This window comes from Limnobaculum parvum, from assembly GCF_003096015.2.
Classification (GTDB): domain Bacteria; phylum Pseudomonadota; class Gammaproteobacteria; order Enterobacterales; family Enterobacteriaceae; genus Limnobaculum; species Limnobaculum parvum.
This window is the reverse complement of the sequence record NZ_CP029185.2, coordinates 3645001-3658371: the sequence shown is the minus strand read 5'-3', so window position 1 is coordinate 3658371 and position 13371 is coordinate 3645001. Positions and strand designations below refer to the sequence as shown.

Below are 13371 nucleotides of genomic sequence, written 5' to 3'. Positions count from 1 at the left end.
ATCATTCAGATAATCATCAATCTGAATTAGATCGCAGAGCTCAGAAGCAGACAACCAATCAGGCCGCACACGGAGATGATGGTTTCCAGTACCGACCATGACTTCATCGTTTCAGCGATAGTCAGGTTGAAGTACTCTTTAAATAGCCAGAAACCAGGATCGTTTACGTGAGAGAAGATGACGCTACCAGAACCAACGGCGAGTACCATCAGTTCCGGGCTCACGCCAGAGATGGTTAGCAGAGGCGCAACGATACCACCAGCGGTCATTGCCGCTACGGTTGCTGAACCCAGTGCTAAACGCAGCGCTGCGGCGATGGCCCAACCCATTAACAGCGGAGACAGGGTGCTGCCAGCCATCAGGGCTTCGATATATTTAGCTACGCCACCATCAACCAGAATTTGTTTGAAAGCACCGCCACCACCAATGATCATCAGCATCATGGCAATGATTTTGATGGAGTCACTAATGGTACCCATAATCTGATCCATTGAACGACCACGGTTCAGACCAAAGGTGAAGATAGCAATCAGTACGGCAATCATGGTTGCCATTACTGGGTCGCCAAGGAATTCAGCGTAAGGCAGAACGGCATGGCCTTTTGGCAGTGTCATTTCGGCAACAGCACGGCCAGCCATTAAAATAACCGGTACTAATGTGGTTGCAACGCTAACGCCAAAGCTTGGCATTTCGCTTTCAGTGAACACTTTAGGATTATGCAGACCTTCCGGAACGGGCTTATCAATGCTCTTCAGGAAACGAGCATAAACCGGACCTGCTAGAATAACGGTTGGGATCGCAATTAATGTACCGAATAGCAGGGTTTTACCCATATCTGCTTTAAACAGAATGGCAATAGCTGTTGGCCCCGGATGTGGTGGTAACAGCGCATGGGTTACGGACAACGCTGCCGCCATTGGTACACCAATGAACAGAAGAGGAATACGTGCTGATGCTGCGATAGTGAAAACTAAAGGTAATAACAGCACGAAGCCAACTTCGTAGAACAGAGCGAAGCCAACAACGAAACCTGTCAGTACGATAGCCCACTGAATGCGCTCTCTACCAAATTTTGCAATCAGGGTCGTTGCGATGCGTTGAGCGCCGCCACAGTCTGCCAGTAATTTACCTAACATGGCGCCAAAGCCCATGATTAAAGCTAAACTTCCCAGCGTCCCGCCGACACCATTTTTAATTGAAACGATAACGCCGTTAACGTTGAATGCGCCCTGAGTTGTGTAACCCAGCGCCAAACCAACGACCAACGAAACCAGTATCAGTGAAATGAAACCGTTCAACTTGCAACGGATCATCAGTAGCAGTAGTAGGGCTACGCCAATGACTACGATCACTAATGGCATAATAATTCTCCGATGTATGTACCGTATAAACCTAACCGTGACTGTTTTAGGTTAGTGTAGAGATATGAGTTTTTTCCAGAAAATGGCATCATATTTCTATTTTTTATCTGCAATATTTGTGATTATTGCTTTGATTTCTATTTGTGATATTTATCACATCTTTGTTTGTTACCGGTATCATGATACCGGTAACGTGGTAGCATAGGAAACTATAGTGAAGGTTTAAATGTTCATTTTGAGATAGAGATCAAACTTATGACAGGACAAAGCATAATTCTTATGGGTGTGTCAGGCAGCGGTAAGTCCAGCGTTGGTTCGGCAGTGGCCAGAAAGTTAGGTGCCAAATTCATTGATGGAGACGATCTGCATCCAAAAGCTAACATCCAAAAAATGGCCAGTGGTCATCCTCTGAATGATGACGATCGCGCTCCATGGCTGGAGCGTTTGAATGATGCGGCATATAGCCTACGTCATAAAAATGAGGTTGGCATCATTGTATGCTCCGCGTTAAAACGCCGCTACCGTGACCAGTTGCGCGAAGGAAATCCAGAAATGCTGTTCCTTTATATGAAAGGTAGCTTTGATGTGATTTTGGCGCGTCTGAAAGCACGCGCTGGTCACTATATGCCGACTGACCTGCTAAAAACCCAGTTCGACGCGTTGGAAGAACCCGGAGCCGATGAGCCAGACGTATTGTGTATTGATATTGATGCTGACTTTGATGAAGTGGTTAATCGTGGAACCGAAGCGCTGCGTCAAGCAGGCGTTAAGTTTCGTTAATAATCATCAGATACTGCCGCCGTGCAGTATCGTAAAACCCAAATCGAGCATTTTGGGCGTTACGATCTCTCCCCGCAAACGGGCAAGCAGTCTCTCAGCGGCCACTTGCCCCATTTGCTCGCGGGGAGTTAATACGCTGGTAAGTTTAGGTTCCATTGATTGACCAATGTCATGACCGTGGAAACCAGAAATTGCTATATCGTTTGGAATTCGCAGCCCTAAACGCTGACATTCAAAAGCGGCACCAATCGCGATATCGTCGTTAGTACAGAATATACTGTCGGTTTCAGGGTAACGTTGAAATGCTTCTTTTAACAGTTCACAGCCCAGACTATAGGATGACGAGCGATCGGTACAGATACTGCGAGGCTCCAAGCCAAACTCGCGCATAGCCTGCGCATATCCCTGCATTTTAATGACGGTACGTTCGTCCTGTCGGGCTCCCAAATAGACGGTATGCAGATGTCCGTTTTGCAGAATCTCTTTGGTCATCTGGTAAGCGGCGTCATGGTTATTAAAGCCAACGGCAAGATCGATACACGGGGAGGCGCTATCCATAATTTCAATGACGGGAATACCTGCCACCTCGATCATTTTTCGCGTTCGTTCTGTGTGGGTGCGTTCGGAAAGAATGAGTCCATCAATATTGTAAGAAAGCAACGAGGTTAAACGCATCTCTTCACGTTCAGGCCGATAGCCGTAGTGAGCCAGCATCGTCTGGTAGCCGTGAGAGTCCGTCACACTTTCAATACCACGTAGAACTTCTGCAAAAACCTGATTGGTTAATGAAGGTAGTAATACACCGATGGCCTTACTGGTCGCGTTGGAAAGAATTTCCGGAGCCCGGTTTGGAATGTAGCCTAATTCATCCAGCGCTACGGCAATTTTATCGCGCAGTGTGGCTGAAACTTGCGATGGATCGCGCAGATAGCGGCTGATGGTCATTTTGGTGACGCCAACCTGATTAGCAACATCCTGAAGTCCGGGTCTTTTTTTCTTCATTTTCAAATAATTAAAATAGTAAACCGCCGAGGGTTTAGTTTAACAAAGAAAACGCAGGGCGCATATGGCCTGTGGCGATTTCAGCGTATCAATTAATAATGTTATCTACGATATTATCAGGCGTATTTTTATCGCTTATTACTTCCTGATATAACGTGAATGAATCACAGTATGGATAATATACTATTTGCGGCAGGCTTAGTTTTTATTTTTAATCAGAATTTTTATTATTATCTAATTATATCTTTTGTCTAAATGTTAAATAAAAGTGTTTCTATTGTTCGATATTAAATGATAATTCATTATTTCCAACTGAATACAATGTCTCTATCTCATACGCGATTTTTCCAGCAGATAACATCGTTGATATAAATGTGACTCTCATCACAAAACGCCTTATCGTTAAGCTGAATCGAGTAAAGTTGAAGGTAAAAATGAATTGTTACCGGTATCATTTGGGTATATAGTGATAACACGATGAGGCTAAACGTGCACAGAAAAGTGAACCAACAGCAATAATCGCAGTGAAAAATAGATGTGATTGGTTATCAAGTTAACCTATTTAGCTTTTAAATAAGCGGCAATAATTTATTTTCTATTATTCAGATAACTTACTGCTTATTTAAGATTTAAATTAATAGTTATAGCGCTATTGGTCATTGGTTGGCAATAAGCATTATTCGTTTAATTGGGTGTTCAGCTTATTTCTCTTCGGCATGTAATAGCGTTATTTTTTGAATATCACTATTTATACACTTAGATTAGGAAGTGAGGATATCGCATGAACCCTACCGTTGAACGCGTTACTCAGAACATCATCGCTCGTTCTCAAGCCGGCAGAGCCAACTATCTGGCCAAAATTGACGCGGCCAAAAGTAAAACTGTACACCGTTCACAACTATCATGCGGCAATCTTGCCCATGGTTTTGCTGCCTGTTCGCCAGATGATAAAAACTCTTTAAGAAACATGGTGAAAAGCAATATCGGAATTATTACTTCTTACAACGATATGCTTTCTGCACATCAGCCTTATGAACATTATCCTGAGCGCATTAAACATGCCCTTCACGCCGTTGGTGCAGTCGGTCAGGTGGCCGGTGGCGTACCGGCCATGTGTGATGGCGTGACGCAGGGGCAAGACGGCATGGAGCTATCTTTGTTAAGCCGCGACTTGATTGCCATGTCCGCAGCCATTGGCTTATCGCATAATATGTTTGATGGGGCGCTGTATCTGGGGGTTTGTGACAAAATCGTACCCGGATTGTTTATTGCCGCCATGTCATTTGGACATCTACCGTCAGTGTTTGTTCCTGCGGGTCCGATGCGTACTGGTGCTTCAAATAAAGAGAAAGTGCGCGTGCGTCAGTTGTATGCCGAGGGCAAAGTGGGTCGCGATGCGCTGCTGGAATCAGAAGCTAACTCCTATCACTCTGCGGGTACTTGCACTTTCTATGGCACCGCTAACTCCAACCAGATGATTATGGAAGTGATGGGTTTGCATTTACCCGGCTCCTCTTTTGTTTGTCCGGATATCCCATTGCGTGATGTGTTGACCGACGCGGCGGCGCGTCAGGTGACGCGTATGACTGAGTCTTCTGGTGATTATTTGCCGGTTGGTCGTCTGGTTGATGAAAAAGTCATTGTAAACGGTATTGTTGCGTTGTTGGCGACCGGTGGTTCAACCAATCACACCATGCATCTGGTGGCGATGGCAAAGGCGGCGGGGATCACTATCACTTGGGATGATTTCTCTGAATTGTCCGAGGTGGTTCCATTACTGTGTCGGATCTATCCTAACGGTTCTGGGGATATTAATTACTTTCAGGCTGCTGGAGGCGTTTCTCTGCTGGTTCGTGAATTGCTGAAAGGCGGGTTACTGCATGAAGATGTACATACTGTCGCCGGTTTTGGTTTGCATCGCTACACGCAGGAGCCGTTCCTTGAAGACGGAGAATTGGTCTATCGCGATGGCCCGCATGCATCACTGGATCCAGAAGTTATCTCTACGTTAGAAGCGCCATTTGTTAAGCACGGTGGCACCAAAGTTCTGTCCGGTAATTTAGGGCGGGCAGTGATGAAAACCTCCTCGGTGCCTGAAGATCGTCAGGTTATCACTGCTCCGGCGCTGGTATTTGAAAGCCAGTATGATATTGATGCCGCGTTTGAAGCAGGTAAATTAGACCGCGACTGTATCGTAGTGGTGCGCTTTCAAGGGCCAAAAGCTATTGGTATGCCAGAGTTGCATAAGTTAATGCCACCGATGGGCGTGTTAATGGACCGTGGCTATAAAGTCGCGCTGGTGACCGATGGTCGTCTGTCCGGTGCTTCTGGCAAGGTTCCCGCCGCGATTCATATTACCCCTGAAGCTTACGTAGGTGGTTTACTGGCTAAAGTGCGGGATGGTGACCTGATTCAGGTTGATGGAACGACCGGAAAAATTAACCTGCTGGTGGATGAAGCGGAACTGGCTAGCCGCGAAGTTGTTCAGCCAGACCTTTCTGCTTCCCATGTGGGTATGGGGCGGGAACTGTTTTCGGCGCTGAGAGCGCAGATTTCGGGGGCAGAGGAAGGGGCGAGTTGTTTTAAACTCTGATTAGTTTTTTATTGATCAAAGTTCTTTAAATTAGCATTTGAGGATGTTCCGGCCGTAATGATGAAGTACTTATATTGGCATTGTGTTCGGCCGGAAAACAATCTGCACTTAGCATTGGTGCGCGTCGGGCCTACCTTTCCTAGGGGCGCTTTGTTGGCTTACGTCAAGTCGACCCCAACGGAAAGGTCTCCCTCCGATTAGCTTGGTTAACTGCACGGGATTAAATAGCAATTCTTTTGTTGTTTTTGCGTTTTAACCTTCCGTCTCTTCCTTTCTCTTCCGCAGTAGTCTCAGCGAGTTGGCAGTAACCAGTGCGGTGGCGCCGGAGTCTGCTAGAACGGCCAGCCATAGGCCGGTTAGGCCAATCAGGCTGGTGATGAGGAAGATGGCTTTCAGGCCAAGCGCGACGGTGATATTTTGACGAATAATTTTACGAGTGGCCCGCGAGAGTATAATCATATCTGTCAGGCCAATTAGTCGGTTATGGGTTAGCGCCGCATCGGCGGTTTCTAACGCGACATCGGTACCGCCACCCATGGCGATGCCGATGGTGGATGATTTCATCGCCGGTGCGTCGTTAATACCATCACCCACCATTGCTGTTGGCTGCGCTTTATTCAGGGCAATAACGGCGGTGACTTTGTCTTCCGGTAGCAGGCTGGCTTCATATCTGATACTGAGTTCGTGGGCGATCGCCGCCGCAGCTCGTGGATTATCGCCCGTCAGCATCACACCATTAACACCAATTTGTTTTAAGGCTGCCAGCGCCTGTTTGGCATCTGCTCGTAGCGTATCGCGCAACGCCAAGAAACCGACAACTTGATTGGCTTTAAGGGTAACTACAACCGTTTTTCCCTGCTCTTCCAGTTGGGTAATTTGCTGTTGCTGTTCAGAAGATAGCTTGTTTTGTATAAGCTTAGACGGGGAGCTAATCAGGATGGTTTCATTATCGACGCTACCCTGAACGCCAACTCCGGCAAGCGCTCGGCGATTTTCTGCCTGAACATAGGAAATACCATTTTCTTCTGCTTTGCGAATAATGGCCTGTGCTAGAGGATGATGGGAACCCGACTCTACCGCAGCAGACAGACGTAACAGTTGAGCTTCGGTCATATCATTAACGGTGATGACATCTGTCACCATCGGTTTACCTTCAGTCAGCGTACCGGTTTTATCAAAGGCGATTTGGCTGATGGTTCCTAACTGTTCCAGTGCAGCGCCGCCTTTAATCAGTGCTCCTCGGCGGGTTGCAGCAGCCAGCGCCGAAGTAATTGCCGCTGGTGTGGAAATGACTAATGCACAAGGACAACCAATCAACAGCAGCGTCAGGCCGCGATAAATCCAGGTTTCCCATGATTGAGCAAACATCAGTGGTGGAATAATCACCACTAACAGTGCGAACAGCATAATGGCCGGAGTGTAGTAGCGGCTGAAGCGATCGATAAATCGTTCAATGGGTGCCCGACGCTCTTCGGCTTCTTCAATTAGCGTCAGAATTCGGTCGATGGCGTTGTTACCCGGTTCAGACAGCACTTTTAACTGCATTACGCTGTCAACGGCCAGACTGCCTGCCGCAACTTTTTCGCCCCGCAAACGTTCTACCGGAATAGATTCCCCCGTTAGTGCACTTTCATCAAAACTGGCGCTGGTGGCCTGTAATTCGGCATCGACAGGCAGTCGGGTTCCGGGTGCGATTTCAATCATATCTCCCGGACGTAGGCTGGCGGCGGCAACGACTTCTCTTGTTCCATCACTATTGAGTTTGACTGCCTCTTCCGGCAGCAGTGCCATTAACGCAGATACCCCCTGACGAGCGCGGTTTGCGGCATATGACTCCAGTAATTCACCAATCATAAACAGCATTAGTACCATTGCCGCTTCTTCCGTTGCGCCAATAAACAGTGCGCCAATGGCGGAAATGCTCATCAGGGTTTCTATGGCGAAAGGCGTTCCGCTACGGATCAGGCGAATGGCCTGTAAACCAATAGGGATAAGACCGATTATGGTGGTGATGGTAAAGGCGATACGGCCGTAGGTAGGCGAAAACAGTTCCAAGAGCCAACTGAATAAGATTAGAACGGCCATGATCACTGGCGGACCATACTCTTTCAACCGTTGCTGTTTTACGGATGGTTTTTCAGCGGGAGTGGCGCTGGTACCAGAACTTAATGAATAGCCTGCCTTTTTGACGGCCTGTTCAATACGTGGCGCAATATCCTGAGCTTCTTTGGTATCAACCACTAGCTTTTCTGTCGCAAACAGGATTTTGGCATGTTCGACGCCCGCCACCTGACTTACCGCAGTTTCTACCTTTTTAGCACAGCTCGGGCAATCCATACCAAAAACTTGCCATGTCAGACGGGTGCTCCCGCTGGAGAGTGTGGCTAATGTTTCTGTTTTATTTTGTGAACAACAGCTCGACTGGCTACAGCAACTTTCGTGCTGATGCTCATGATCGTGATGATGTTCATCCGATGAAGCATGAGTATGTATCCCATCAGATGATATGTGATTGTTATGGCTGTGATTGTTCATAAGTGTATACCTTCACTCATCGTTTAATGAAACTACTCTACACCTTAGAGTCTACTCCAGAGTCAATGGGTGAAATAACAAATTTTCAATTATTATCCGGTTAATTAATACTCAAATGTAAAGTAAATATCTTTGGTATCAAAAACGGCGATAACCTATACTTGGCATCCTTTAACGATACGAAGAAAGGTAAATAAAGCATGCCATTATTGATTGCAACCACGGTCCTGTGGGCGTTCTCTTTTAGTTTAATTGGCGTCTATTTATCCGGTCAGGTGGATACCTGGTTTGCAGTTTTAATGCGAGTAGCGCTGGCCTTTTTAGTCTTCTTACCTTTCCTGCGATTACGTCAGGTCAGTTTGAAACAGGCACTACTGTATATGACCGTTGGCGCTTTTCAACTCGGTATAATGTATCTGTTCTATTATCAATCTTTCCTCTATCTCAGCGTTCCGGAAGTTTTACTGTTTACTATTTTAACCCCTGTTTATGTGACGTTGATTTATGATCTGATGTCAGGTAACCGCCTGCGTATGGGGTATTTGCTGAGTGTATTGCTGGCAGTTGTGGGGGCGGCAGTCATTCGTTATGAGCAGTTGAGCAGCCAGTTTTGGCTGGGATTAATCTGTATTCAGGGTGCGAATATTTGCTTTGCTATTGGTCAGGTTGGCTATAAGCGACTAATGGAAGTCTACCCAATGCCACAGCGAAATGCGTTCTCGTGGTTCTATTTGGGGGCGTTGTGCGTTGCCGTGATGGCGTGGTTTATATTTGGTAATCCGGAAAAATTGCCGACGACCCATCTACAGTGGGGTATTCTGATCTGGTTGGGTATTGGTGCTTCCGGATTGGGCTTTTTTATGTGGAACTACGGAGCAACACAGGTGGATGCCGGTACCCTAGCCATTATGAATAACGCGCTTATTCCGGCAGGGCTACTGGTGAATTTTGCCCTCTGGCAACATGATGTTAACTGGGTCAGATTGATTATTGGCGGCGGAATTATTGTAGCGTCCCTGCTGGTACATAAGTGGTGGGTGGTTCCCAACGCCGTGACGGTCAGAAAATCGGCTTGAATCAGGCCAGTCTGACACCATGCTGGTGAGCAATATCAATAAACGCTTCCTATTAATAGTTGATTCTGCATCACTTAATCGGAAAATCATTGGGCGCATTCAGCGCCCCTTTTTTATAGCTGTGATAAAATTAGACGGATTAATAACGTTAATAGGGTGATCTGATGGAAAAGTTGGCATCATTATACCAAGTGCATCTCTCTGTATTACAGCAACGAACCCGCGCCGTTTTAGAACGGAATCAGCTTGACGCTTTGCTTATTCACTCTGGCGAATTGATTCGACTGTTTCTCGACGACAGAGATTACCCGTTTAAAGTTAATCCTCATTTCAAAGCTTGGGTGCCGGTTACCGAAGTGCAAAATTGTTGGATTTGGGTTGACGGCGTCAATACGCCCAAACTCTGGTTCTACTCTCCAGTTGATTACTGGTACAGCGTTGAACCTTTACCAAATAGTTTTTGGACTCCTTACATTGATATTCAACCGCTGAAAAAGGCTGATGACATCAATAGTTACCTGCCAACAAAACGAGACAACGTGGGGTATATCGGTCCTAATCCTGCCAGAGCCGAATGGTTGGGCATCTCAGGGGAAAACATTAACCCTAAACGGGTAATCGATTATCTGCATTACCATCGTTCGTACAAAACTGACTATGAACTGTTTTGTATGCGTGAGGCGCAAAAAGTGGCGATTAACGGTCATAAAGCTGCTCGGGATGCGTTCTATTCTGACATGAGTGAATTTGATATTAATTTGGCCTATTTGACGGCTACCGGTCATCGGGATACCAACGTACCTTATGACAATATTATTGCATTGAACGATCATGCTGCCGTGCTGCATTACACCAAGTTGGAACAGTCTACTCCGGCAGAGACTTTCAGCTTTCTGATTGATGCTGGAGCTGAATATAACGGTTATGCTGCCGATCTAACTCGGACTTATGCCAGAGATAAAGACAGCGATTTTGGCTCACTGATAAAAGACCTGAACGCTGAACAGCAGGCGCTGATCGCCACGTTAAAAGCCGGTGTTAACTTTGTGGATTATCATCTGCAAATGCATCAACGCATTGCCAAGCTATTAAAAAAGTACGATCTGGTTGTGAATATGAGCGAAGAAGATATCGTTGAAACCGGAATCAGTTTCACTTTCTTCCCTCATGGACTGGGTCATCCGTTAGGTTTACAGGTTCACGATGTTGCTGGATTTATGCAAGATGATACCGGTACTCATCGTCCGGCACCGGAAAGGCATCCACCGCTACGTTGCACACGCAATCTCGAACCGGGTATGGTGATGACTATCGAACCGGGTCTCTATTTTATTGATACCCTGTTGGCCCCTTGGCGCAATAGTCAGTTCAACCCTAACTTTAACTGGTTGCGTATTGATAAATTCAGGCCGTATGGCGGTATTCGTATTGAGGATAACGTTGTGATTCGTAAAGATCGGGTTGAAAACATGACGCGGGATTTGAAACTGTTCTGATGGAATCCTATTTAATACCTGCGGAAGCGGTGACGTTTAATGAAGAGATTAAAAAGAGCCGCTTTATTACTTATCTTGCACCAGTAAAAGGTGCCGATAAGGCTAAACTGTTTATACAGCAAATTAGAGATGAGCATCCGGATGCGCGCCACCACTGTTGGGCATTTGTTGCGGGTGCGCCAAATGATTCTCAGCAACTGGGTTTTTCTGATGATGGCGAACCCTCTGGAACGGCGGGTAAACCAATGCTGGCCCAGTTAATGGGAAGCGGAGTGGGTGAAGTGGTTGCGGTAGTGGTTCGCTACTATGGGGGTATCTTGCTGGGCACTGGCGGTTTGGTCAAGGCTTATGGCAACGGGGTTCAACAGGCGTTAAAGATATTACCCACTCAACTGCGCATACCCCAGTCAGAATTTTTGCTGGTGTGTGATTATCCGCAATTAACAATGGTAGAAATGTTAGTTCAGCAGTCTGGTGGTGAGATTGTGCATGCCGACTATGGTGCAGATATTCGTTTAATATTGTCATTACCGACATTACATATTGACCAAATTGCAGGTAAATTGCGCGATGTCAGCCGTGGATCATTGCTTTTGTCTCCGGTTACGTAATAATCCTCAGGTTTTTTTATTGAAAAAGGTCCAACCGGAATGCACTTTCGCACAATAACCCGTATTGTCGGGCTTTTGGTAATCCTCTTTTCCGGATTAATGGTAGTCCCAGGGATCGTTGCACTGATTTATCGCGATGGTGCTGGTAGTGCGTTTACTCAAACGTTTGTTGTGGCGATTATTATTGGTTTGTTTTTGTGGTTTCCTAACCGTCATCAGAAAAAAGAGCTGAAATCCCGAGAGGGCTTCCTGATCGTGGTACTGTTCTGGACGGTATTGGGCAGCGTTGGGGCATTACCCTTTATTTTTGCCGAATCGCTGGGGATGAGTATCACCAATGCATTCTTTGAATCATTCTCCGGGTTGACCACCACGGGAGCCACCACTTTGGTTGGGCTAGATAGTCTACCTAAAGCTATCTTGTTCTACCGCCAAATGCTCCAATGGCTAGGGGGTATGGGAATCATCGTATTAGCCGTGGCTATTTTACCATTGTTGGGTGTTGGTGGTATGCAGCTCTATCGGGCGGAAATTCCCGGCCCGCTAAAAGATAGCAAAATGCGTCCGCGAATTGCGGAAACGGCAAAAACTCTGTGGTTCATCTATGTACTGATTACGATTGCCTGTGCATTGTCTCTCTGGGCGGCAGGTATGAGTCCCTTTGATGCCATTGGTCACAGTTTTTCTACTGTTGCTATCGGTGGGTTTTCTACCCATGAAAGCGGCTTAGCGTTTTATAACAGTTCATTAATTAATAATATTACCGCAGTATTCTTGTTCATTTCTGGGTGTAACTTTGGTCTGCACTTTGCGGTATTAAGCGGACGTAGCGTTAAGGTGTATTGGCGCGATCCGGAATTTAAAATGTACTTCTTCTTTCAGGTTGCTCTGATTGCGATTTGTACTTTAATGCTTTGGCAGAAGGACGTGTATGGCTCGCTGTTGGAATCGCTGAATCAATCGTTTTTTCATGTGATATCCATGACCACCACGACCGGCTCTTCTACGGAAGCGATTGCCACTTGGCCGACGTTCTTACCTGTGATGTTGCTAATGGCGACATTTATTGGGGGCTGTGCGGGTTCAACCGGTGGTGGGCTCAAAGTTATTCGCGTACTGTTACTGTTCTTACAGGGTGTGCGTGAGTTGAAGCGTCTGGTACATCCTAGTGCGGTGTATACCATTAAGTTGGGGAGCCGGGCGTTGCCTGAACGCGTTATTGAAGCGGTTTGGGGCTTCTTCTCTGCTTACGCGCTGGTGTTTATTATTGGTATGCTGGCCTTGATGGCAACGGGGCTGGATGCATTCTCTGCTTTCACTGGCATTATTTCTGCATTAAATAATGTGGGTATTGGCATCGGTGATTTTGGCAGTCACTATGCCCAAGTTAATGATCCTGCCAAGTGGATCCTGATTGTGGCCATGATGTTTGGTCGTCTTGAAGTCTTTACGCTTTTGGTTCTGCTCACGCCAATTTTCTGGCGTGAATAATAAGAAAGGAATAATCCATGAAAGCACTGCTGATTTATTCAAGTCGTGAGGGACAGACTAAAACTATTGTCACTCGTATCGCCGATGAATTGCAGGAAAAAGGTATTCAGGTTGATCTCTACAATGTTGACGATGTGCCGCAAGTTAACTTCGCAGACTATAGTGGTATTTTGGTCGGCGCCGCTATTCGCTACGGCCACTTTCATAAAAAATTCCGGATGTTTGTTGAACGCCACTATCAGGCATTGAATCAAGTGCCAAGCGCATTTGTTTCGGTTTCGCTGATTGCCAGAAAAGCGGAAAAGCAAACGGTGGAAACTAACAGTTATACGCGTAAATATCTAGCTGCGACTCCGTGGCATCCAACCCTTTGCGGTGTTTTTGCTGGTGCATTGCGCTACCCTCGCTACACTTGGTTAGATCGGA

Annotated in this window: 10 protein-coding genes (1 of these 10 only partly in view); 7 read left to right on the top strand and 3 right to left on the bottom strand. The window is 46.5% G+C overall.

All coding sequences use genetic code 11. The features are described 5' to 3' along the window. Nucleotides 1-26: 26 nt before the first annotated feature. Nucleotides 27-1361 (bottom strand): gluconate transporter, encoded by a 1335-nt coding sequence (gntT, locus tag HYN51_RS15465; RefSeq protein WP_108900838.1) that lies wholly within the window; start codon nt 1359-1361, stop codon nt 27-29. 255 nt (nt 1362-1616) lie between these two features. Here gntT and HYN51_RS15460 point away from each other — a divergent pair, with 255 nt between their 5' ends. Further along, nucleotides 1617-2141 carry a gluconokinase gene (locus tag HYN51_RS15460; RefSeq protein WP_108900837.1) on the top strand — a complete coding sequence of 175 codons (525 nt, stop codon included), beginning with the start codon at nt 1617-1619 and terminating at the stop codon, nt 2139-2141. Nucleotides 2142-2147: 6 nt separating this feature from the next. On the opposite strand, the gene gntR is transcribed toward HYN51_RS15460, so the two are convergent. Further along, on the bottom strand, nt 2148-3143 hold the full coding sequence (gene gntR / locus HYN51_RS15455; RefSeq protein WP_108900836.1) for a gluconate operon transcriptional repressor GntR: 996 nt from the start codon (nt 3141-3143) through the stop codon (nt 2148-2150). A gap of 781 nt (nt 3144-3924) precedes the next feature. Between gntR and edd the strand changes: the two genes are divergently transcribed. Continuing rightward, nucleotides 3925-5736 (top strand): phosphogluconate dehydratase, encoded by a 1812-nt coding sequence (gene edd, locus HYN51_RS15450; protein WP_108900835.1) that lies wholly within the window; start codon nt 3925-3927, stop codon nt 5734-5736. Between the two features lie 252 nt (nt 5737-5988). On the opposite strand, the gene HYN51_RS15445 is transcribed toward edd, so the two are convergent. Then, nucleotides 5989-8271, bottom strand: coding sequence for a zinc/cadmium/mercury/lead-transporting ATPase (locus HYN51_RS15445; protein WP_108900834.1), 2283 nt, complete (start codon nt 8269-8271; stop codon nt 5989-5991). A gap of 200 nt (nt 8272-8471) precedes the next feature. On the opposite strand from HYN51_RS15445, the gene HYN51_RS15440 reads away from it, so the two are divergent. The 5 genes from HYN51_RS15440 to hemG form a co-directional block, all read left to right on the top strand. Next, nucleotides 8472-9347, top strand: a complete 876-nt coding sequence (locus HYN51_RS15440) for a carboxylate/amino acid/amine transporter (protein ID WP_108900833.1) — start codon at nt 8472-8474, stop codon at nt 9345-9347. Between the two features lie 164 nt (nt 9348-9511). Continuing rightward, nucleotides 9512-10843 (top strand): Xaa-Pro dipeptidase, encoded by a 1332-nt coding sequence (gene pepQ / locus HYN51_RS15435; RefSeq protein ID WP_108900832.1) that lies wholly within the window; start codon nt 9512-9514, stop codon nt 10841-10843. Next, nucleotides 10843-11454 carry an IMPACT family protein gene (locus HYN51_RS15430; RefSeq protein ID WP_108900831.1) on the top strand — a complete coding sequence of 204 codons (612 nt, stop codon included), beginning with the start codon at nt 10843-10845 and terminating at the stop codon, nt 11452-11454. Before pepQ ends, HYN51_RS15430 begins: the two co-directional genes overlap by 1 nt. A 39-nt stretch (nt 11455-11493) precedes the next feature. Then, nucleotides 11494-12945 (top strand): Trk system potassium transporter TrkH, encoded by a 1452-nt coding sequence (gene trkH / locus HYN51_RS15425; RefSeq protein WP_108900830.1) that lies wholly within the window; start codon nt 11494-11496, stop codon nt 12943-12945. 17 nt (nt 12946-12962) lie between these two features. Next, nucleotides 12963-13371, top strand: partial view of a menaquinone-dependent protoporphyrinogen IX dehydrogenase gene (hemG, locus tag HYN51_RS15420; protein ID WP_108900829.1) — the 5' portion only. The gene runs 125 nt beyond the window's last position; the window shows 409 of its 534 coding nt (coding positions 1-409); the start codon lies at nt 12963-12965; the stop codon falls past the right edge of the window.